25 protein-coding genes are annotated in these 23263 nt (G+C 33.3%); 13 read left to right on the forward strand and 12 right to left on the reverse strand.

Annotated features, from left to right (window positions below):
- The first annotated feature begins 97 nt into the window (after positions 1–97).
- From DMB65_RS04800 to DMB65_RS04860, 13 genes are all read left to right on the forward strand, one after another.
- Positions 98–847 (forward strand): glycosyltransferase family 2 protein, encoded by a 750-nt coding sequence (locus DMB65_RS04800; protein WP_230470608.1) that lies wholly within the window; start codon positions 98–100, stop codon positions 845–847.
- A gap of 20 nt (positions 848–867) precedes the next feature.
- Positions 868–1851, forward strand: a complete 984-nt coding sequence (locus DMB65_RS04805) for a hypothetical protein (RefSeq protein ID WP_110305540.1) — start codon at positions 868–870, stop codon at positions 1849–1851.
- A 767-nt stretch (positions 1852–2618) separates the two neighbouring features.
- Positions 2619–3278, forward strand: a complete 660-nt coding sequence (locus DMB65_RS04810) for a hypothetical protein (protein WP_110305541.1) — start codon at positions 2619–2621, stop codon at positions 3276–3278.
- An 86-nt stretch (positions 3279–3364) separates the two neighbouring features.
- On the forward strand, positions 3365–3541 hold the full coding sequence (locus tag DMB65_RS04815; protein WP_110305542.1) for a DUF1843 domain-containing protein: 177 nt from the start codon (positions 3365–3367) through the stop codon (positions 3539–3541).
- Positions 3542–3642: 101 nt separating this feature from the next.
- Positions 3643–3819 carry a DUF1843 domain-containing protein gene (locus DMB65_RS04820; RefSeq protein ID WP_110305543.1) on the forward strand — a complete coding sequence of 59 codons (177 nt, stop codon included), beginning with the start codon at positions 3643–3645 and terminating at the stop codon, positions 3817–3819.
- A gap of 99 nt (positions 3820–3918) precedes the next feature.
- A complete protein-coding gene (locus DMB65_RS04825) occupies positions 3919–4089 on the forward strand; it encodes a DUF1843 domain-containing protein (protein ID WP_110305544.1) in 171 nt (56 codons plus the stop codon).
- 85 nt (positions 4090–4174) lie between these two features.
- Positions 4175–5599 (forward strand): radical SAM/SPASM domain-containing protein, encoded by a 1425-nt coding sequence (locus DMB65_RS04830; RefSeq protein WP_110305545.1) that lies wholly within the window; start codon positions 4175–4177, stop codon positions 5597–5599.
- Positions 5600–6169, forward strand: coding sequence for a class I SAM-dependent methyltransferase (locus DMB65_RS04835; protein ID WP_110305546.1), 570 nt, complete (start codon positions 5600–5602; stop codon positions 6167–6169).
- A gap of 118 nt (positions 6170–6287) precedes the next feature.
- A complete protein-coding gene (locus DMB65_RS04840; protein ID WP_110305547.1) occupies positions 6288–7244 on the forward strand; it encodes a glycosyltransferase family 2 protein in 957 nt (318 codons plus the stop codon).
- A 273-nt stretch (positions 7245–7517) separates the two neighbouring features.
- On the forward strand, positions 7518–8330 hold the full coding sequence (locus DMB65_RS04845; RefSeq protein WP_110305548.1) for a hypothetical protein: 813 nt from the start codon (positions 7518–7520) through the stop codon (positions 8328–8330).
- A 51-nt stretch (positions 8331–8381) separates the two neighbouring features.
- Complete coding sequence (locus DMB65_RS04850; RefSeq protein ID WP_123955269.1) at positions 8382–9611, forward strand: ATP-grasp domain-containing protein; 1230 nt, start codon at positions 8382–8384, stop codon at positions 9609–9611.
- Positions 9612–9617: 6 nt separating this feature from the next.
- Positions 9618–10529 carry a glycosyltransferase family 2 protein gene (locus DMB65_RS04855; protein WP_110305550.1) on the forward strand — a complete coding sequence of 304 codons (912 nt, stop codon included), beginning with the start codon at positions 9618–9620 and terminating at the stop codon, positions 10527–10529.
- Between the two features lie 15 nt (positions 10530–10544).
- A complete protein-coding gene (locus DMB65_RS04860) occupies positions 10545–11741 on the forward strand; it encodes a phenylacetate--CoA ligase family protein (RefSeq protein WP_110305551.1) in 1197 nt (398 codons plus the stop codon).
- Positions 11742–11999: 258 nt separating this feature from the next.
- On the opposite strand, the gene DMB65_RS04865 is transcribed toward DMB65_RS04860, so the two are convergent.
- From DMB65_RS04865 to DMB65_RS04920, 12 genes are all read right to left on the reverse strand, one after another.
- Positions 12000–12452, reverse strand: coding sequence for an SRPBCC family protein (locus tag DMB65_RS04865; RefSeq protein WP_110305552.1), 453 nt, complete (start codon positions 12450–12452; stop codon positions 12000–12002).
- Positions 12452–13360, reverse strand: coding sequence for a TIGR01777 family oxidoreductase (locus DMB65_RS04870; RefSeq protein ID WP_110305553.1), 909 nt, complete (start codon positions 13358–13360; stop codon positions 12452–12454). Before DMB65_RS04870 ends, DMB65_RS04865 begins: the two co-directional genes overlap by 1 nt.
- 6 nt (positions 13361–13366) lie before the next feature.
- Entirely contained in the window at positions 13367–14149 is a 783-nt protein-coding gene (locus tag DMB65_RS04875; RefSeq protein ID WP_110305554.1) for a fatty acid desaturase family protein, read from the reverse strand.
- A 66-nt stretch (positions 14150–14215) separates the two neighbouring features.
- Entirely contained in the window at positions 14216–14599 is a 384-nt protein-coding gene (locus DMB65_RS04880; RefSeq protein WP_110305555.1) for a hypothetical protein, read from the reverse strand.
- Positions 14600–14617: 18 nt separating this feature from the next.
- Positions 14618–14965 carry a hypothetical protein gene (locus DMB65_RS04885; protein WP_110305556.1) on the reverse strand — a complete coding sequence of 116 codons (348 nt, stop codon included), beginning with the start codon at positions 14963–14965 and terminating at the stop codon, positions 14618–14620.
- Positions 14962–15309 carry a hypothetical protein gene (locus tag DMB65_RS04890; protein ID WP_110305557.1) on the reverse strand — a complete coding sequence of 116 codons (348 nt, stop codon included), beginning with the start codon at positions 15307–15309 and terminating at the stop codon, positions 14962–14964. Before DMB65_RS04890 ends, DMB65_RS04885 begins: the two co-directional genes overlap by 4 nt.
- A gap of 55 nt (positions 15310–15364) precedes the next feature.
- On the reverse strand, positions 15365–15868 hold the full coding sequence (locus tag DMB65_RS04895; RefSeq protein ID WP_110305558.1) for a GbsR/MarR family transcriptional regulator: 504 nt from the start codon (positions 15866–15868) through the stop codon (positions 15365–15367).
- Between the two features lie 174 nt (positions 15869–16042).
- Complete coding sequence (locus DMB65_RS04900) at positions 16043–16702, reverse strand: SanA/YdcF family protein (protein ID WP_110305559.1); 660 nt, start codon at positions 16700–16702, stop codon at positions 16043–16045.
- 142 nt (positions 16703–16844) lie between these two features.
- On the reverse strand, positions 16845–20561 hold the full coding sequence (locus tag DMB65_RS04905) for a DEAD/DEAH box helicase (RefSeq protein WP_110305560.1): 3717 nt from the start codon (positions 20559–20561) through the stop codon (positions 16845–16847).
- Positions 20562–20676: 115 nt separating this feature from the next.
- Positions 20677–22704: a M3 family metallopeptidase gene (locus DMB65_RS04910; RefSeq protein WP_110305561.1), complete on the reverse strand. Its 2028-nt coding sequence runs from the start codon at positions 22702–22704 to the stop codon at positions 20677–20679.
- A gap of 24 nt (positions 22705–22728) precedes the next feature.
- Positions 22729–23016: a type II toxin-antitoxin system RelE/ParE family toxin gene (locus DMB65_RS04915; RefSeq protein WP_110305562.1), complete on the reverse strand. Its 288-nt coding sequence runs from the start codon at positions 23014–23016 to the stop codon at positions 22729–22731.
- Positions 23016–23243 carry a hypothetical protein gene (locus DMB65_RS04920; protein ID WP_110305563.1) on the reverse strand — a complete coding sequence of 76 codons (228 nt, stop codon included), beginning with the start codon at positions 23241–23243 and terminating at the stop codon, positions 23016–23018. The genes DMB65_RS04915 and DMB65_RS04920 overlap by 1 nt, the downstream gene beginning before the upstream one ends.
- Between the last annotated feature and the right edge of the window lie 20 nt (positions 23244–23263).

Raw genomic sequence — 23263 nt, forward strand, 5'->3', positions numbered from 1 at the left:
AAAAAATATTTAACTCCAAGGACTGGAAGATTTTTCTTCGAAGTTGTTGATTCAGATATTTTGGTAATTGAAACCATAAAAGTAACTCAGGCTAATTATGAGTCCAAACAACACTATTACTGTTGAGCTTTATCTGCTTTGTTTTAATGAGGAAAAGATGATTCGGCATACTTTAAATTATTATTCTAAATTCTGTAGTAAGATTACCATAATTGATAATCAGAGTACAGATGATTCAATGCGCTTAGCCAGTACTTATAAAAATGTAGTATTCAAATCTCTGGATTCGGGAAATGAATTCGTAGAAGATAAATTGACAGCATCAAAAAATAATTGTTGGAAAGGAAGTACCGCAGATTATGTCATTGTTTGTGATATGGATGAATTTTTATATGATGAAAATTTACAGGAAAAGTTAGTACAGGCCAAACAGCAAAATATAATTCTGCCTGCTGTAATGGGATACAATATGATGAGTCATGAGTTTCCAGCCGACTATAAAAAAGGGATAACAGAGCAGGTTAAACATGGAGTGCGATCTGAAAGGTTTGATAAACAAATCATTTTTGACCCCAAAAAAATAAAAGAGATTAACTACAGACCCGGCGCACATTTGTGTAATCCTGTCTTTTATGAAAATTCAAATGTAGATTCAAGAATTGAATTAAAACTGCTACATTATAAATATCTGGGTAAAGATTATGTATACAAAAAACATAAAGTATATGTCAATCGAATGAGTGAAATCAGTCGGAAAAAAAAGCATGGTTACGAGTATTTAGAAGGAGAAGCCCATGTTGATTATATGTTTGAATCGGCAAAATCAGTAAAGAGAATCATAAAATAAAATTTCATAAAAAATATAAAATGGACTTTACAATAGAATTTACTTCAGGAGGAAATCACGGTCATCAACTGAAAGATGCTTTAGGCGGTCTTACTATTGGTCGCTTATTTAATTTAAATTATGTGCATACTCCTTACGAATATTTGGATTATTTTGGACTTGGATTTAGATATCCGGTTGTAGAAAGAGCAGATCGTAAATTGAAATATAAAAATATAGTAAGGGTTGAAGGACCTCTATGGTGCGGAATTGATGATTATGAAGAGTTATTACAATATTTTGAAAAAGCTTTGCCTAAAAGGAGTAATGACACACTGGTAATCTTAGAAAATGCTTTGCGAATTCATCCGTTTCAAACGATACCCTGGTATCTGGAGGGAAGAACGACTCGAAATATTTTTGCCGAAATTCAACAAGAAGTATCTCAGAACTTCAATGAACTTCACTCTTTAAAAATAAATAAATTCAAATCGCCTGTAGAAGTTGCTGTTCATATTAATAGAGGAACAGATTATGACAGAGAAAAATTTCCGCAGCACTTTACAAGTCCATTTGCAGTAAGATATATGTTTGATATGGATTATTACGAAAATATCATTTTGCATATCGAAAAGGCGTATGGTACTGGTAATGTTTATTTTAATATCTACACCGAAAAACAAAATGCAGAAGATATTCTACAGCGGTTTGATAAGAGAAAGCATACCAGAGTAATAATTGGCTCTGATCGTGAAGAAAAAAATTACGATCAAATTCATTCTATTTTTAAATCTTTTGTTGAAGCCGATATTCTGGTCTGCTCCAATAGTAGTTTTTCGGTAATGTGTGCGTATTTCCGCAAAGGCAGAAAAACGGTGTATCATCCGCACCTTCAATTACGGTATTTGCCAGAACCAAATTACATAAAAACAGAGGATGATGGCAGCCTGGATATTGCGTTACTGCAACAGGAAATAACTGTTGATACTTTCCCTTTTTATTCGCAGGGCAACATTGTTCAATAACAATAGGATTGTCGATATAACGATGTTTTTCAGAAAGACTGTCCGAAAAAGTGAAATCAATTGTTGTATTTCTTTCGATGAGAATTTAATAAAACATCCTGCTCTCAAAGAGTTTTTGTTTCTACAATTTTGAGCACCTGGAATATCCAAGATTCCCTAAGTGGCTTTTCTTATTTTTTAATAATTCAGATGTATCAGCTAAGGATATAAATGATGAAGAATTAATCAATAAAAAGGAACACAATAATTTGTATCAGATACAACAATGAAAGAAGGTCTCAAATAAATTAAAGTATAATGAGGCAGTAAAAAAGAGAAGTTATTGTAACATTTAAATCCAGGAATAAAGAACAAATTTAATAACAACTGCATTCCTTAAAATAGTAAATGTTCTCATTTTTTTTCTTTTTACAAGCTATTTTTCTGATTGTATTTAACTGTTTTAAGTCTTGATAATAAGTTGATTAAAAATAATAAATTGTTTTGTTATAATTTTTACAGTACCCATACGTAAAAATCTCCTTCCCATACCATTTTTTTATTTCCGATTTCATTTCTGATGTAATTTTATTACAGAAAATAAAGTTGTCAAAAATTTATTTTCAGGATTTGTTTCTGATGTATTTCTTCAAAAGAAAAGTAGTAGGATTCATAAAAACATGTTTGTTGAGAAATGTCCCTCGAGAATAAAAAACGAACTGTTTCGCACAGTGAAATGGAAAGGCGGATCTGAAAAGCCTCATGAGTAGGAATAAAAATTAATTCTTATGCAAGCAATACCTGTAAAAGTTAAAAATGTAAATGTATATCCTTACGTAGATTGGAGCGGAGGAGGCATTGGACCGGTTATTCTTCCGGTTATTGAAGGAGCTAGTGGAACTTATGCTGTGGACACACTTATAATTTCGGTATTTTATAATCTGGATCTAGATTCAGTAAGTCAAAGTGCTAAACTTGGTATGCATCAAAGATATGTGGCAATGGGAGAGACAGAAGACGAACCCCCTTTTACTACCCCTTGGATGTATTGTACCAATACGAGTGATCAGCCGCAATTTGGCAGAACCATTACGATGAACAAACCAGAATCTGAAGCAATTAATATGGGCACTACTGTAGAGCCCGCTTATATTACGCTCGGTCCTCTTACAGATGTCACGGTGAGTCAATTATTCCCGCCTCCTGCAATTGGAGAGATCATGCTAATTGAAAATGGATCGGGGAATGTGATCGCCACTAAAACAGGGACACCTCACGAAATGGGGATTGAAGTAACCGGTGGTAAGCGATTTGGTACATTAAGAGCCGGAATGAAAAATATTATGATTACTGGGAAAAACAAGGAAGGCAAAACTTTTACGATGGGTAATTTAACCTGTTTGAGTCCTAACGAACCTGCACTTTTTTTGCAAGAGTTTAGATTCTAAAAATTAAAACAGATACAAATAAAAAGCAATTATTTATAGGTAAAATCAAATTCGAATAATTCATTAATAACTAAAAAAATAAAATTATGGGAGTAATAATGCCTTATGGAGCAGCAATTAGAGAGGCTATGGCCTCAAACGACCTGGCTAAAATGGAAGCCATCGCAGAGCAAACAAAACAAATAGTGAAGGGACAAGGAGATATGCATGTGGCTTTGCTGGAATTACTAGAAGCGATTGAGTCGTTAAAAAAGAAAAAGTAAAAGGTAAAAACGATTCGAAAAATCAACTGACCTGAATAGAAAAACAAGGGTGTAACCGAAAAACCTCAAGAGTAGGACTAATTATAAAAAACAGAATAGTTATGGGAGTAATGCCAATGTATGGAGTAGCAATTAGAGAAGCTATTGCCTCTAATGATTTAGCAAAAATGGAAGCTGTTGCTGAGCAAGCAAAGCAAACGGTAAAAGAACAAGGAGACATAAGTGCTGCTTTGTTTGAATTGTTAGATGCGATTGATTCGCTGAAAGGCAAAAAATAAAAGAATTCAAAACCAATTTAATATCTAACTGACTTGTACAGAAAAGCAAGGGTGTAACCGAAAAACCTCAAGAGTAGGATAACTATAAACATCACTATTATGGGAGCAATTATGCTTTATGCAGCAGGAATTAGAGAAGCCATAGCTTCAAACGATTTAGAAAAAATGATTGCAGTAGCCACTCAGGCTAAACAAACTGTAAGAGAACAAAAAGATTTAAGTGCAGCATTACTTGAATTGCTTGACGCAATTGAAGCGCTAAAAAAGTAATCTAAATTAGAAAGCGGTTTGTAAAGCAAGACTTTTTAAACCGCTTTTTTAAATAATTAATTAGAACTTTAAATAACGATCTAAGATGGAAAAAACTTCAACACGATATAGAGTAAGAGACGATTATGCAACGGCTACCCCCGTGCATGTCGTTTGGGAAATTACTTTAGCTTGTAATTTAAAATGCTCGCATTGCGGATCGAGAGCTGGAAAAGTAAGACCTGGCGAACTGACTACAGAACAATGTTTTGGAGTTATTGATAGCCTTAAACGTCTTGGCACAAGAGAAATTACCATTATTGGCGGAGAAGCTTTTTTGAGAAAAGACTGGCTTGAAATTATAGAAAGAATAAATCAGAGTGGAATTGAATGTTCCATGCAGTCCGGGGCATATAATCTAACCGAAGAGCGAATTATGGATGCCAAAAAAGCCGGAATAAGAAATATTGGGGTTTCTATCGATGGAATGCCCGAGACACACAATAAAATAAGAGGAAGAAGGGATTCTTTTGAACATGTAATTAACTGCCTGCAATTACTTAAAAAACACAATATACCTTCCAGTGTAAATACCGTAATAACAAAAAGCAGTAAAAATGAATTGGATCAACTTCTGGATGTCCTTATAGAAAACAATGTAAAAAATTGGCAGATACAACTGGCTGTTGCAATGGGAAATGCGGTTGATAATTCGGAGGAATTAATACTGCAGCCTTATGAATTAATAGATTTTTACGACAACCTTATTGTAATATACAGAAAAGCTCTGGCTAATAATGTTTTAATTCAGGCAGGAAACAACATAGGCTATTTTGGGCCTTACGAACATATCTGGAGACAGGGTAACGAAAAATATTATACAGGATGTTCCGCCGGACACACCGGAATTGGTATTGAAGCAGATGGCAAAATTAAAGGCTGTCCGTCTTTGCCAACCACTGAATACACTGGTGGAAACGTAAAAGACATGAAGCTGGAAGATATCTGGAAATATAGCGAAGAAATGGTTTTTTCCCGATATAGAAATAAAGAAGAATTATGGGGAGGCTGCAAAGACTGCTATTACGAATCTTCTTGTCTGGCAGGTTGCACATGGACAAGTCATGTCTTGTTTGGTAAACGAGGTAATAATCCCTTTTGCCACTATCGCGCTTTGGAGTTAAAAAAGAAAGGACTCCACGAACGTATAAGAAAAACGCAAGAAGCTCCCGGACTCTCTTTTGATATTGGTCTTTTTGAAATTATCGTTGAAAATGAAAAAGGAGAAATAGTAGCCATACAATCACCTAATGATGATGTGCCAGTAGTTGTTTCAGATAATTCAAACAGATCTCCCAGAATTCCAAAAGCACTTAAAATGTGTAATGGCTGCGATAATTATGTTTATGAAGAGGAAACTATCTGTACTTTTTGCAATGCTGATATTCAGAAAACAAATGATGAATATGCCGAAAAAATGAAGAAAGCAGTACTTTCTTTAGAAAAACTAGAACTATTAATGATGAAATAAATGGAAGCTTTTGCAAAAATTCAAACTGAAATTGATCAATATGCTGAGGATATTGAAAACGGATTAAGCTTATCCGAAATTACAATTCAACATGGACTCAATTCCTTCAGATATGGCTCCTCCAGTTTTCTTTTCGAACTTTTTGATCGTATTCAAATAACAAGCAAAACAGTATTTTATGATTTGGGTTCGGGCTACGGAAATATTATTTTATACGGTGCTATAAAATATCCTCAAGCACTGTTTAAAGGAATCGAAATTCTACAAGAACGACATCAGGTTTGTGCCGGTCTGATCGAAAAAGAGCAGCTGCTAAATGCTAAAGCAATTTGTGGTGATATTTTAAAAACGGACATTGCTGATGGGAATGTTTTTTATCTCTATAATCCTCTTTTTGATTTTCAATATGAAGAATTGTTGAAAAAGTTACATCAGATTTCATTAACCAAATCGATTATTGTAATCGCTGAGTCACGTTGCAGCTTCTTTGATGAAGCGGTTTGGTTAGAGCAATATCATCATAAAGATATTGATGTAATCAGAAAAATTAAATACTATCGTTCAAAATAGAACAAGCATAATCAGGCAGAAATTTCCCTTTTTTGTGGATTTCTCAGTATTTCGAGTTTTAAGGATAGTGTTTTATACCTTTTATTGTGCAGTTAATTATAAAGAATAGTTCAGGATTATGTTGAGTTACACAGTGGTCATTCCATTATTTAATAAAGAAAAATATATTCAAAAAGCAATTACATCTCTCGCTTTTCAAAGCAAAAAGCCCAACGAAATAATTATAGTTGACGATGCAAGCACGGATGCCAGTTTGATGGTTGCAAAAAATTGCTTTTTAACATATAAAGCAGCTTTTGCTAAGACTAAAATTAAATTCATTGCATTAAAAACCAATTCAGGACCTGGAAATGCCAGAAACAGAGGTCTGGAAGAAGCTACAGGCGACCTTATCAGTTTTCTGGATGCAGATGATTATTATGAAAAAGAATTTATTACTACTGCTGCACACTATATGCACCAGGAACAAATTCATTTTCTGGTTGCTGGAATTAAACTTCATCCCTCTGGAATAAAGTATCCTGAAATCAAAAAAATAAAAGCACACCTTCGACCTGTAAACAACGAGTTGTATGTCTTGCCTAATCCTTTGTTTGCAGTTAGTTCACCTTATTTTTTTATGGGGCGTGGCAGTAATGTTGTTGTTTTTCGTAAATGTATAGGTACGCACCGTTATGAAATTGGCTCTTTGTTAAATGAGGGAGTCGACTTTTGGTATAGAGTTTTAAAATCAGTTGTTGAAAATAAAACTTCCAAAATAGGATTGTTAACCGGAAGTTATATCCGGGTAACAGAAGTTCAGGGAAGTCTTTCAAGAAAGAAATATACCCATTGGAATGAATTGAAGGTTCCTCCAACGGTAAGTCGTTATGTAAAAAGCACCAATGAGTTTGATTTGCAATTAGCCGGAATGCTAAGTTTACGCTGGTTTAGACACGCCATGAATAACCTGAGTACTGTAAACCATAAAGTAGTATTTGTTTACAGACACAAAAAAATTTGGCAAAGGGCATTACTATATAAGTTCAAAAGAAATTTTATTAAAAAGAATATTTTAAAGCAATACCAACTTTAGACTTTTTACCTGACAGCTGATATTTTTTTAAATAAACAAGCAGCAAACTTTTATTTAAGGTTCTCATTTTCTTATTGCATTAAATTATCATTTCATACCCAAAATTAATGCATTTGTAACATTTTGTATTTATCGTTGATTTTTATGAAGTAGGTTTACTAAAAGAACAATTATAAAACTTTCTTTTTCCAGTGCTTTTGATCGTTTTTTTAAATAAAGCTACTTCGGTAATCAAAATTAACCTATTAATTAACCTGTTAAAATCAAATAATTATGACCAATTTAAGCTCAATTATCCTTCCGGTTCTTGAAGGGATGGAGGAATCACATTTAAAAGATCAACTATTAAAATTCTTGCCTAATCAGTTGGAGGCATTTTCAAAAATCGAAAAAAGTTTTAATCAATTGACATCGAAAGTTCAGGAGAAAGAACGCTTACAACGGTTTTTTCATAGTTGGAGCCAAACCAATAATAGTGCCATGACCGTGGCAGGAATTAGCAATCGTATGACGATGCTAGTGCATAAAAAGCAGCCTGTTGCTGACGAAAAAGCACTATTGCAGGCTATCACAAGTTTAAACAGAATTGTAGATGAAGATTTGGCAGTAGTAGGTAGAATTTTACATTCTCAGATGTTTTACACTATGGCAACTACAATTTGTACAGATGATGATTGGCTTTTGCGTAGGTATTTAAATCAAAGTGCTTGCGATTTTAAAGCCTGGAAAGATCAAAATTCGTTGCGAAATAAAGATATCATGATCGCATTACTGACAACTTTGATACACGAAATTTATACACATGGCGAAGTAGAGTTTATACTTCCAAAATTCAAATCGTGGTTAATAAACGATTACAATTTCTCCGAAGAGGAATGCGAAAAAACACTGGCATGGATAAGCGTTCACTGTGGTCCAACTGAAAAAAATCATTTCTTTTTTGCCGTTAGCGCTGTGTTTTATTATGCCAAAGCAATGAATATTGATGTTGAAACGTATGATCTCGAACCAATTATTAAAGATTATTTAGAAAAAAAGTCAGCAGTAATGGAGGATATCATGGAAATGGAAGAACTTAGTTTTTAATTTATTATCCTACTAATGACGATTACAAAGAAAGAAGCGAAATCTCAACTCATGATTCCAAAGATTCGGTTGCAGCAAAACCAGGCTGAAAACCAGAAAAATTGGAATGAGCTGTTTTCTAAATATTTTCAAGAGGCTAGCGGGTTAAGTAGAAGTTCTTTTGCCAACTCTTCGGTGTTATTATCTTCAGATTACTGCCAGAAAATGAATCGCTTGTGTTCTATTTTAAATAAAGCCTGCAATGCAATTGTTCTCAATTATCTTGAGGATGATAGAATTCGAAACTATTATCAATTGGATAAAGACTTAGAAGCTTTATTAAAAAAAACCAGTCACAAACAATACAATCAGGGTTTTTATCGCCCTGATTTTTTATATGACATCAATGATCAGGCAAAAATTTGTGAAATTGGCGCACGATATCCGCTAAACGGCTGGATGATTAGTTATTATTTAAAATTAATGAGTGATCAGATAAATTTAGATGAAGCTATAGCGACTAATTCAGATAAAAATTTAAAGAACATTGTTGACGATTTGTACCATCAATTCGCTCCTCATAAAAAAGTAGCTGTGGTTCATGATGATGAAAAAGGAACAGAGATTTTTTATCTTAAAAGGGAATTAGCAAAGCTGGGAATCGAATTAATTTCTGTGAAACCTCAGGATTTAACCGTTTCAAATAATTCGATTATTGCCAATGGAGCTCCAGTTTCGCAATTTATTCTAGAAATGGATCGGGAAGAATTAAAAAAAATAAACCCGGAGGTACTCGATAAATTAATAGAAGAAAATACTTATTTTAATGATATCCGGACTTTAATTTTAATTCATGATAAACGGGTTCTAGCTGTAATGTATGATGCTCAGATAATGAGCGATTACCTGAGCGAGGAGGAATATTCTTTCTTAAAAAAATACCTTATTCCCAGTTTTGTTATTCAAGATCCTGCGGGTTGTGATCCCTTTATAAACGGTAAAGAGAATTTAATTTTGAAATTGAATAGTGGCGGGAGAGGTATTGGTGCGTATGTTAAAAATGATTGTACAGAGGAGCAGTGGGAAGTCATTATACGGGAAAACTGGAGCAAATATGTTGTTCAGCACTTTGTCGACCAAAAAGAATTTACTGATATCGAAAACCATCGCCAGATTCATCTGGTAGGGATGTTGTTGTGCAAAGAGGATAAAATGTATGGAACAGGGGCGTTCCGTGGTTCAGATGAATCGGTGGTGAATGTGCATGAGGAGAGAGCCTTAATTTATCCATTATTAGAGTAGAAAAATATGAAACATACAGTTGTTATACCCCTTTACAACAAAGAAAACTACATTTATGACACCATACGCTCACTGGCATTTCAGGAAAAAAAACCATCACAAATTATAATTGTAGATGATGCCAGTACAGATAAAAGCTTGGTTTATCTCAAAGATTCAGTATCTTTTTTTGCACCCCAGTTTTTGCAAACCGAGATCCAAATTATTGAATTAAATAAAAATAAAGGTCCGGGAAATGCAAGAAATTTAGGGATCGAAAAAGCCACGGGAGAGCTAATCAGTTTTTTGGATGCCGATGATTGTTACACACCTTCTAGTTTAAGGGAAGCGGGGTCGATTATGGAGCAAAAAAATATAGATGTTTTAATAATAGGGATTTTATTGCTTCCCTCTAATTATTATTTACCCAATATCAAATCTTTTGCAAACGAATTGATTTTACTGTCTGACCAATTGTATCTAATACCCAATGCGCTACATACGATCAGCGCACCAGATTTTATAATGGGTGTAGGGAGTAATGTCGTCATACGAAAAAAATATTTAGATGACATTCGCTACAATGAGAATGTTGCGTTAAATGAAGGGATTGATTTTTGGTACCGTGTGCTCAAAAATATGAAAAAAGAAACTCTTGTAGGATTGCTAAATAAAGCATGCATCGAAGTAAGAGAAATTGAAGGAAGTCTGTCCCGAATTAGTTATACAAACTGGAAAGAAATTGAAATTCCGGTTTCGATAAAGCGGTATGAGAAAAGTTCAAATCAGTACGATCAATATTTAATGGGAATGCTGTCGCAACGATGGTTAGAACATGCCATGGAGCGGTTACCGTCCTGGCGGCAAAAAGCGTTGTTCGTCTTACATCACGCTCCTCTTTTAATCAAAAACTATTATTATTTCAAAAAAAGGAAATAAATAAAACGACCAACTATGCATTCAGCCTGTATTGCTACAAAAACACAGAACCCAGTATTACAAGATTATTTTCTATTAGCCAAAAATAATCCTTTGTATAGTGAATTTTATAAAGGATATGATTCTGCTGCAGACGCTCCAATGTTGAGCAAAAAAGAATTAATGCCAATTTTAAAAACAAAGTTTAAGCTTCACGAAGAAAAGACGGGAGTTTATTTGGTACGCTCTGGCGGAAGTACTCAAAGCCCTTTGGTCTTTCCGGTAGACATACAAGAAAATCAAAATCAACGCTTTGCCATGGCTGCCGATTTGAGTGCCAACAATTTTTTTACTCCTAAAACAGTTGCTTTAAATATTTTTGGCTATTCAGACATGTACCGAACAGCCGCTATTATGGATGATATTTTAGAAAAATGTCAAGCTACTACATTAGCATTGAGCGCACATGCAGGTTATCAGGATATGGAGCAGGCTGCTCGTTACTTTCAACCAGATTTTATACTAGGGACTCCTTCAAAATTGTTGTGTTTTGCTCAGTTTTTAGAAGAAAATAACAAAAAACTGCAGATACAAAATTTGTTTTACGCAGGCGAATTTCTACGACCTAATATCGAACAGTTTCTGCAGAAATCATTCGGTTTTAAACAAATTTATTCAATGTATGGTTCAGCCGAAACAGGAATTTGGGCATGGTCAAATTTTTCTGAAAAGCCATCATTATTTTCAGTAATTAACGGAATTATAGTCGAAATTTTGAATCCGGATACAAACGGATATGGCACCATTGCCGTAACGAATACTTTTCGCAAAAGATTTCCTGTTTTTAGATACGCAATTGGCGATTTGGGACGATGGGTTAATATACAGGGAAAATCTTTTTTGGAGTTAAAATCCAGAGAGACAAAATCTTTTATAATAGGAGAACAACACTATGATGTAGATGAATTCATTTCGCTTACAAATGGATCCACAACTTTTCAGATTCAATTGTCTACTGATGAAAATTTTAAGGAAATCGTTCGGATGTTAATTGTACAAAATGTATCCAAAAACCAAAGGCTGGATTTTCTTCAGGAAAAATGTGCAGCATTAAAACGGCTATTAAATTATAATGAACGTTTTATGGAAGTTGAGGTTTTGTTAGTTACAGCAGCTGATTTATATATAGATCCCAATACTACTAAAACACCAGTTTTATGGGACAGAAGATAAAAGTTTCAAAAAGGACTTTTATTTTTATGCAAAGGAATGTCTGTTTGGTGGATCAAATTTCTTATTTCATAACATTTTTTATTTTTAGCGATTATGTTTATCCTATTTTTAAATAAAGAAATTGTTAATACAGGCAACAGTATTCTGAAGCCTTAAGAATGTATTCGTGCTTTACCAAAATAATCAATGATGGACTACTATTTTTTTGGGGGAAAATTTAAAGTTCCTATTGATTAAAATAAGTATTTTAAAATTGGTCTACTGGTTTTCTGCTGTTTTTTTGAGCATTTTATTTCTTACTATTAGAAAACCAATCAGATGTTTTTTTAAAAATAAAGCATCGAATAATTTTCCGATAATGCTAAACGGAGTTTCATATTGCAGTTGATCTGTCATTATGGTGACTCCGTTTTTTTCTTCAAAAAAATGCTCGTGCCTGAAGGTTTTAAATTTTCCTTTTTCCATCTCATCCACAAAATAGTCATAAAAATCCATTGCTGTAATTCGGCTTTTATGAGTGAGATAGAAACCAAAATGCTTTCCGCGCCAGGTTACGGTTTCGTTTAAATTTATCAATCCTGAAGTTATGCCTGCAATTGCTTTTTCATTTGACTTACTGGCAGATTGTTGATGAATGTCGATATTTCTTGAAACATCAAAAACAGCTTTTTTTGATGCGTTTATTTTTGTTGTGAGGTTTATGGTTGTCATTAGCGCAATAAATTTTGAATAGCCGTTTCAATAGTTCTAAACTTAAATTCAAACCCATTTTCCAAAAGTCTTTTCGGAATCACATTTCTGCTTTTTAAAACCAATTCACCTTCTGTTCGAATGATGAATGAACCAATTTTTAGTAAAAATGTGTTTACAGGAATTCCGAATGGAAAACCAATCGCTTTTCGAAGCTTCTGCATAAAATCAGCATTCCGAATTGGCTTTGGTGAAACTACATTTACAACGCCGGTCATTTCTTTTTCAATAATAAAAGCAACTGCTCTTGCAAAATCTTCTTCGTGAACCCAGCTTACAAATTGATTTCCTTTTCCTTGTTTTCCTCCGAAACCCAACTTTGCCAAATTCTTCAACGGAATAAAAGCACCGCCATTTTTTCCTAATACTATTGAAGTTCGCAAAGCGGTTTTTAAAGTATTTGGCGTTTCGGTTTTGAAGAATGCTTTTTCCCAGGAAAGCGCCACATTGATAGAAAAATCATTTCCGATTTCACCGTCTCTTTCATCCATTTCTTTGTCTAACGAAAAACGGTAGATTGTTGCCGTTGATGAATTCAGCCAGTGTTTCGGCGGATTTTTGCAATTTAAAACCGCCTTGTTTAAAATTCTGGTGCTTTCAATTCGGGATAATAAAATTTCTTTTTTATTTTCTTTGGTATAACGGCAATCCACCGATTTTCCTGCGAGATTAATTAAAACCGTTGCATTTTCTAATTCATTTTCCCAGACGGAAAAAGTTCTGGCATTCCAGTTTACATATTTAATTTTGTCAATTGTTTGAGATTTTCCTCTTGTCAGAATTACAATTTCATCAAATTTATCTTTGAAATGATTTACTAAAACCTGTCCTAAAAAACCGGTTCCGGCTGCGATTATGAGTTTTTTCATGATGTTTTAAAAAGTCTGTTTTTTTTCAATATCAGGGAATACATTGTCAATTCTTCTGGCTAACTCAGGCAGTTTGATAGTAGGAACAGCGGGGAATAAATGATGTTCTAAATGGTAAAACATGCTAAATGTAATTTTGTTTTTCCAATCTTTTCTTTGTGTTCTGGCGTATTCAGGAGATTCTTCTGTGTCATGATGTACAGTCCAAACAGCGAAAAAGGCCATTAAAAATTCGGCGAAGACCATAATTAAGATGTGATAAATCAAGAAATGAACATTGAAATTAAAAATAAAGAATGTTACTATTGCAATTGATAGTAGCTCTAAAACTACATTTTTAATATAATTTTTGTTTCCGAGCTGTAAGGTAATTTTATGGATTAGAAACATATGGACAGGACCATATAAAATGGCTCCGTACCAAGTCATTCGTGCTGATTTACCTTCGTAATCTTCATCTGATAAACAATATTTGTGATGTCTGATGTGATTAAATTTAACGGCATGGATTGAAACCATTAATAAAATACTGTTTGAATAAAGTGTAAACCATGTTAAGAATTTATTTGTACCCAACGAATTATGAAATCCGTTATGAACTTGTCTCAATGCGGTTAAAAAGAAAAAAGCTGAAAATGGTAAGGCTAATAAGTAATATCCAAAATAAGACAGCACCATAGAAATTACAAACCATGGAATTGTCAGGTTATTTTCGATCAGCATTTCTTTAAAGCTTAGACTTTTTAAATCTTTCCATTCTACTTTTTTGAGTATTTCCTGATGTGTCATCTTATTAAATTTTGGATTTATCAAACCTGACAAGCTTTTAAAACCTGCCAGGCTTAGGAGTCTTATTTATGCTTTAAAAACCAATCTTTCTTCCTGAGCTTCTTTAGCTTTTCTTTTTCCTCTAAAGAAGAAATACAAATTAAAGAATAACATAAAGCCAAGATAGATAGAAAATCCGCCAATCTTGTAGCTTAATTTTTCAATCAATTCCTGATAGCTGTTTTCGCTAATATTCATTTGAAGAATCATGAGTGCAAAACCAATATTTAAAAGGTAAAATCCGGTTTCAAAAAGTTTATTTGTAGCCTGGGCAATGTCTTCACGGCCTTTAAAAATGTCCAGCATAAATATTTTTCCGTTTTTAAAAAGTGTTTTAGAAACATAGTAAGTAAGGAACAAAGCTATTGGTAAATAAATACTGTAACCGATTAAAATTTTTGTAGTTTCCATGATATTTGATTTTAGTTGTTATTTAATGAGTTTATGAATGTACTTTGTTATAATTATAATATTGAGATAATGCAATACTGATATAATAAAAATAATAACAGCCGCTTTCGAACAGATGATTTCAGTTAATTGCGTAAGCGATATTATTTTTTGCCAGGAAATCAATGTCATGGCACAATAACCAATATTTAAAAGGTAATAGCCCAAAAGCAAAACCTGATTGATTTTTTGACAGATGTCAGCATGATTTGGAATCAGTTCTGCGACATAAATATTGCCGTTTTTGTAGCAGATTTTTCCAACTCTCAGGATAATAAATATTGTAATGCTGAGGTAAATGGCGTAGGCGATGATGTTGAGGTTCATATATTAGCTTTTTTATAAATTAATACAGAAAAATATATTGCCAATATTGGAGGAAGGGCAAATTGAGTAAATTCCAAAATAGGCATATAGATAATATTTGAGTTGCATATCCAACAAAAGAAAAATAAGCATACACCAGATAAATACCATTTTAGCATGTTGTCTTTGGGGTCGAAAAATAAAAGTGATACACCTGAAACAACTTGAAACAAACCAATTATTGGTGTAAACATTAACCCATGACCAATTAAATTTCCACTGCTTTCTTTTGTTATAAAACCTAAAGCAATAAGGATAATTGAAATTCCAACTAAAAAAATGTTTATGCAGTTTAAAATTTTCATAATTATTGATTATTTTAAACTTTCAGAAAAAAATGAAAGTTTGAGTTAAATTTTTTTATTTCATGATTTTCATAACCAGTTTCCCCAACCAGTTTTCATTGAATTCAGTCATTTTGTCCAGCATATTATCGGCTTTCAAAACAAAATCATACAATTTAGAAGTCTGGTCTACAAAGTGTTTTTCCTCAGCAGAATCTTTTACCTCAATAGTCGAAACTTCTTTTAAGATTTTAAGAGCAGGTTTGATTTCTCTTTTGCTTCTTTCTCTTGAAATTTTAACTGCTAATTCATCCAAATCTTTTTCGGCAGTAAAAAATTCCCTTCTTTCTCCGGCTTTGTATTCTTTATAGACAATTCCCCAATCCATTAAAGCTCTTAAGTTCATGCTTGCATTGCCACGCGAAATCTGTAATTCGTCCATAATGTCTTCCATCGAAACAGCTTCGTTCGAAACCATTAATAAAGCATGAATCTGTGCCATGGTTTTATTAATGCCCCATTGAGAACCTAATGCTCCCCAGGTTTGTACAAACTTATTTTTTGCTTCTTTGAATTCCATACTTCAAATGTAAGTAAAAGTTTTTAAACTTTCAAAAATAATTGAAAGTTATTTTGGTTCTACAAAAAAAGTTAACTGTTGGAAAAGTAACAAACGAGTTTATGATAAAGAATAAAACCGTTTTGAATAAAACAAAAAAGCACCAAAGTATTTTTATTTTATTCCGGTGCTTTTTTATCGTTTATCCTCTTTAGAATAATTTGAAGTGCCATTAATAGGGATAGGGTTTCCTAAAAAACGGGGTTCACGATTTTGTAAAATATCAAAAAAGGATTTGAAAGTTGAAAGATATTCCCTAAAACAAACATACTTATAACCTTTATATTCGCCTGAATTTGCAGAGTAACCTGCACATTTTATACCAAGTCCCTGTCCGATGTAAATTGCCCTGTTTAAATGATATTTCTGAGATATTAAAGTCGCTTTTCTGATTTTGAAAATATGTTGGGCACGATACATTGTCGAGTAAGTATCAAAGCCGGCATAATCAATGAATATTTTAGTTGTATCAACTCCGTGTCTAAAACAGTAATTTTTCATTACCGTTAGTTCATCATATTCTTCACTGCCGTTATCTCCCGAAAGCAAAATTTTATTGATTCGTTTTGATTTGTACAATAAGATCCCGGCATCAAGTCTGTCTTTTAAATATTTACTCGGCTGGTCTCCTTTAATTCCGGCACCGAAAATAATTCCGACATCATTTTTAGGAAACCTTCGAAGTGAATTATAAATATTTTTTTTGGTTGTCGACGTTACATAATAATTTACTGAAAGAATCGCAATCAACCCAAAAAATGTGAGATAAAGAGTTATTTTTAAATATTTTTTCAAAATGATATTTTTTGTAAGATTAAAGTTTAAAAGAAAATGCTATGAATGTAAGTGAAATTTACTTTATAGTTTCAATTTAAAAACTGAAGTATTGCGGCTTCGGTTTCTGCTTTTAAAAGTATAATAAAAATTTAAACAGGCTCTAAGAGAAAAACGACTTTACCTGATCCACATCAAACGATTTTTTCTCCTCATCGACAGTGATAATACTCGTGGCAACAGCTTTCTTTTTACCTTGTAGCAACGCTATTTTTTCCTCGATAGTGTCTTTGCAAATCATTCGGTATGCTATTACTTTTTGCTTTTGTCCAATACGGTAACAGCGGTCAATGGCTTGGTTTTCGACAGCAGGATTCCACCACGGATCTACCAGGAAAACATAATCGGCTTCGGTTAAATTAAGTCCGGTTCCTCCGGCTTTTAGGCTAATTAAAAATACCCGAACATCAGTATTATTCTGAAAGTTATTTACTTTTTCTTCCCTATTGGTCGTTTGACCGTCGAGATATTCGTAATAAATTTGTTCTTCGTCTAATCGTGTTTTAATGAGTTGAAGCATTTTTACAAATTGCGAAAAAACTAATATTTTATGATTTCCTGTTTTTTCTTTGATATTTTCAAGTAATAAATCCATTTTAACAGATTGATTTCCATAATCTTCCTCGTCCGAAATTAAGGCAGGCGAATTGCATATTTGTCTCAATTTAGTCAATCCTTCCAAAATATACATTTGGGCATTTTCGACTCCGTTTTCGTCTATTTTATTGATGAGGTAATCACGGTATTTGTTTTTAAAACTATCATAAACCTTTCGCTGTTCGTTGCCCATTTCACAATAAATAATACTTTCGGTTTTCTCCGGAAGTTCTTTTGCCACTTGCTCTTTGGTTCTTCGGAGTAAGAAAGGAGCAATCATTTTACTTAATAAATGCGAGGCTTCGTGATTTTTTTCTTTGTCAATCGCATCTGAAAATTCGGTTTTAAAATGAGTCATATTACCCAATAATCCCGGATTGATAAAGTTCATCTGAGCATATAAATCGAAGGTGTTGTTTTCGATTGGCGTACCGGTCAGTACTAGTCGATTATACGAATTCAATAAACGAACGGCTTTGTATCGTTTGGAATTTGGGTTTTTAATAGCCTGGCTTTCGTCCAGAATAATATAATTAAATTTGAAGTCTTTCATAAATTCCACATCATTCAATAATGAGCCATAAGTAGAAATAATTAGATCATATTTAGAGAAATCGTCTTTGTTTTCCATTCGATTAGAACCTACAAAAGCCAGCATTTTTAGTGATGGGCAAAATTTAGCAATTTCGTTTTTCCAATTAAAAATCAAAGAAGTGGGTGCAATAATTAATGATGGCAGACATTTTTTGTCTTTCTCTTTCAAATATTGCAAAAATGTGATGGCTTGCAATGTTTTTCCTAATCCCATATCATCTGCCAAGCAACCACCCAATTGGTTTTTGTCCAAAAAGGTAAGCCAATTTAACCCGTGGTGCTGATAATCTCTTAATTTGGCTTTGATACCTTTTGGAATCGGAACTTCTTCTATGTTAGAAATGTTCTGTAAACGCTTCTTTTTTTCTAACAATTCGATCAGAAACGGAGGTTTTTTCTCCATTTCTTCAAACAATTCGTCGATGATTCCAAACTGATAATTTGAAAGTTTGATACCATCTTTCTTGATTTCTCCTACTTTAAAATAGTTGGAGAATTTCTTCATCCATTCTTCGGGCAGAATTCCTAGCGTTCCATCTCCAAGCGCTACATAATTGCTTCGTTTTAAAAATGCTTTTTGCAGTTCTTTTAAACCCACTTTTTGATCACCAAAACTAATGTCAATTTCTAAATCGAACCAGTCAATATCTGATTTTAAACCAATTTTAATAACGGGTTTGTTGATGTTGAATTTGAATGATTTCAAATTCTTGGCCCCAAAAACTTTCATTTCCTGTTGGTGCATTCTATCGGTAGCGTGCAGCATCCAATAGTTTTCCATTAGTTGTTGTGGCGTGAGAAAAAAGAACTCGTCCTGTTCCGCAAATGCGGGATGTAAACCTCTAAATTCTTCTATGAAATTATCCTCAAAAGATTGATTTCTTTTTTGAAATAAAATGGATTTTTTGGCTGTGTCATTCTTTGATTCTTCGAAAAGCATTTCATTCGAAAAAACGGGAATCAATCTATTTGGGTATTGAACTGCAGGTTTAAAAACGATATATTGGCCTTCAAAATCGGTAATATAAACATGTTTTTCGAGAGTTGTTTCCTCGATTTCGGCTTTGCTTTTTTTGAAAATAGCCGATTGAATTTCAAATTTTTCAGATAAGGGCTGTATGATCTTTTCAAAAAAATCAGGTGTGTCTTTTTTTAGATAATTAATCTCTGCATAATCGCTAAAATGGTTGAGATATAGCGAAAGTTTAGCATCATTAATAGGTACAATTACCTCATCTACAAAAATGAATAAAGGCGATATTTGTATGGCAGAGGCATCTAAATTATAGTTTTTTTCGTCTAGCGAAACTTTAGCTTTTAGGGTATAAAAATAGGCCGTTTCACTTATTGTAAAAAATAACTTTATCTTTTTGTTGTCATAGATACAGCGGGTTAAGTTTTTGCAAACTAAGTTTTTACTACCTTCATAAGTATAACTAAAATTGCTCTGAAAAACGTCCAAAAGTTTTTGACTGGCATCTATGGCTTTTTTTAAATAATTTACGTCTTTGGTAGTTTTGTATTTGGACAATGCAGTATTGATTTGCATCGTTTTTACAATCAAACTTTGCTCTTCCTCTGAACTATATATTGTCAAAGCATCTTCAAAATTGTAGGTGTTTATTCGTGTAATCGAGGAAGAAAAATCGGTTTTGGTTTTATTATATTTGGCTTGAAAAAGAATTAGTTCTTGGAATTTTTTTCTCTCAAACTCAAAATAGACTCCTAAACCAAAATCGTTATCTTTATTTTCTGAAAAAGGTAAATTTATGGTAGTTTCTACTTCTTTGGTCTTGAATATTTTGGAGTAGTCTCTGGAGTCGGTAGTAATATTTTTGGCTTTTGGTTTGACTTCAAATCCTTTGGTTGTGATTTTAAAACTAAAAATGCTATTGTAATCATCCTCCGTTGTGAAGCCATATTTCGCAATTGATTCTTTTATTTTTTCTGCGATATAGTTTTTAGCGAAGAAATTTTCTCCAAAAATCATTTCTATTTCTTGTAATGCTTTACCAGTATGCTCACATGGTTTTTTTGCTTTGGTACATGTACATTCAAATTCTAAAACTTCGGTTTCGGGATTGTACTTAAATATTTGTTTAGAAGAGTGCCAACCCGTAGTTTGAGTGTTTACTTCGGTTTGGGATACTGCTGTGATTTTGTAATCATCATAATTGTAGCCACGGTATCTGGGAGCAGCCGTCAAATTAGTAATAGTTTTTTCGGTAATAATTCCGTCGGTTAGTTTGACTTGGTTGCCTTTGAGTTTTTCAGTTTTGTTTGTTGTTGCAACAGGTATTTCTTCGAAAAGAGTATATGTTTTGTCCTGTTTCGGAGCTATTGCTGGTACCACATGACTATAATCTTCAATGATTAGCTGCAAAGAGGCAATTACGTGTTTGCAAATACCAGAATATGTTTTTTTGTAGGGACAAGAGCAAGAGGTATTTATATTATTGTCTTCAATGTCGATTTCTATGATGTAAGCTTCGCCATAGCTGCCTTCGCATTCCAATTCAAACTTGCCAGGAGAGTATTCAGTAACTATGGGATATACATAATTGGAATTACTTCTTGAATTGGGATTGCTATATGTTTTGATGTATTTTTTTATCGCCTTGATGTCCATTCTAATTCTTGTTTTGTCAAAAGTATAGAAAGATTTGTTTTCTAAGAAAACCGAAGTATTCCTACCTCGGTTTTAAAATATCTAATAATCTAAGAAGTCTAACGATCTAACAAATCTATAATAATCCCGCTCTCTTCAACAAAGCTTCCGGTTTTGGTTCCTGACCTCTGAAACGTTTGTATAAAGTCATCGGATGTTCTGTTCCTCCTTTTGAAAGGACATTGTCTTTAAATTTTGTTGCAACTTCTGTGTTGAAAATGCCTTCTTCCTGAAAATATTCAAAAGCATCAGCATCCAATACTTCAGCCCATTTGTAGCTGTAATATCCGGATGAATAACCTCCCTGAAAAATATGCGAAAACGCCGTACTCATCGCATTTTCTTTTACATCCGGATACAATTGTGTGTTCGCAAATTGGTCTGTTTCAAAAGCTTTTAAATCGGTAATATTGATTGGATCCTGTCCGTGCCATGCCATGTCCAGCAATCCAAAACTCAACTGACGCAATGTCGCTATTCCTTCCTGAAAACTGGCACTTTCCTTAATTTTCTGAACATATTCAATCGGAATAATTTCACCCGTTTCGTAATGATTCGCAAACAAAGCCAAAGCTTCCGGCTCATAACACCAGTTTTCCATAATCTGACTTGGTAATTCTACAAAGTCCCAGAAGACAGAAGTTCCTGATAAACTCGGATATGTTGTGTTAGCCAGCATTCCGTGTAATCCGTGCCCGAATTCGTGGAATAAAGTGGTTACTTCGTTAAAAGTTAATAACGAAGGTTTTGTTTCGGTTGGTTTTGTAAAGTTACAAACGTTCGAAATATGCGGTCTTTCGTTTACGCCGTCTTTTACATATTGCGATTTGAATGAAGTCATCCACGCACCGTTTCTTTTTCCTTTTCTAGGGAAGAAATCAGCATAGAAAATCGAAACCAAATTGTTGTCAGCATCTCTTACTTCATAAGTGGTAACTTCTTCGTGGTATTTATCGATATCAAAAACTTCGGTAAATGTTAAACCATATAATTTTTTGGCAACGGTAAAAGCACCTTCTAAAACTTTTTCTAACTGAAAATACGGTTTTAGTTTTTCATCATCCAAATTGAAAAGCTGTTGTTTTAATTTTTCAGAATAATATGCGCCGTCCCATTTTTCTAATTGTTCGATTCCGTCTAGTTCTTTCGCAAAAGCAGTTAATTCAGCAAATTCTTTTTGAGCGGCAGGTTTTGCTTTTGCCAATAAATCATTTAAAAAAGAAAAAACTTTCTCTGGACTTTCGGCCATTCTTTCTTCCAAAACAAAATGAGCATGTGTTTTATACCCTAATAAATTGGCTCTTTCATGACGAAGTTTGGCAATTTTCAGAACATTTTCCTCATTGTTGAATTCGTTCTTTTGGAAACCTTTTGCGCCAAAAGCAATTGCCATTTTTTTACGCAGTTCACGATTGTCGGCATAAGTCAAAAACGGAACATAACTTGGATAGTCTAAAGTAAAAATCCAGCCTTCTTTTTCCTGATTTTTGGCTAATAATCTAGCAGCTTCGATTGTGCCTTCTGGTAAACCTGATAAATCTTTCTCATCCGTTAAATGCAATTCGAAGTTGTTGGTTTCTGCCAAAACATTTTCGCCAAACTGCAAACTCAATTTCGATAATTCTTTGTCTATTTCGCGTAAGCGGTCTTTTTTATCTTCGGCAAGATTAGCTCCGTTTCTGGAGAAACTTTTGTATTTTTTGTCTAAAAGCGTAGTTTGTTCCGGGTTGAGGTTCAGACTTTCCTTTTGATTGTAAACTGCTTTTATTTTGGCGAATAATTCCGCATTTAGTGTAATATCATTTCCGAATTCAGCTAATAAAGGCGAAACTTCCTGAGCAATTTTCTGCATTTCGTCATTCGTTTCCGCCGAATTCAAATTGAAGAAAATACTCGAAAGACGATCCAGAATCTCACCCGAAAATTCCATTGCCAGAATAGTATTCTCAAAAGTTGGTGCTTCCTGATTATTTACGATGCTATCAATTTCGGCTTTCGCCAAAGCAATTCCTTCCTGAAAAGCCGGAAAATAATCTTCGATTTTAATTTGCGAAAAAGGCGCAGTATTATGTTTGGTGTTGAAGTATTGTGTTAATACGCTCATTTTAAAATATAATTTAATTAGAAATCATAGTTTGAATTTCTCCAGATTTTGAAAATTATTCCAAAAACGAAGTAATTCCAGATTGTTGTTTTCGATACGGTAAAAAAGTGAAATGTGTTTTGTAATGACAATTTTATAGACGCTTTTGTAATTCGTTTTAATAAATAAAACATTGTCATTTTGTAAAAGAGTAATTATGGTATTTGCTTTTTCAATGAAATTAAAAGCAACTTTTTCAGACCATTCAGCTTCCAGATAATCGATATTGTTCCAAAAGTCTTTTTTAGCTTTTGGAGCCCAGATTACATTCATTATTTAAAGTATTTTGAATAGCGATTTCTGGTTTCTTCCATTACCACATCATGATCAATCCCTTCATTGTTTTCTAAAGAATAAATAGCTTCGTTAATCTTAGTTTTCTGTTCTTCCGAAAGATTTTCTTTGGATTGAATAAAATCAACAATTTCCTGAATCAAATCAGGATTATCAATGTCTAAAACAATTTTAGCCAATTCTATTTTAGAAGTTTGAATGTTCATTTTGCTTTTTTCTCAAAGTT

Source organism: Flavobacterium cheongpyeongense (assembly GCF_003202435.1).
GTDB lineage: Bacteria > Bacteroidota > Bacteroidia > Flavobacteriales > Flavobacteriaceae > Flavobacterium > Flavobacterium cheongpyeongense.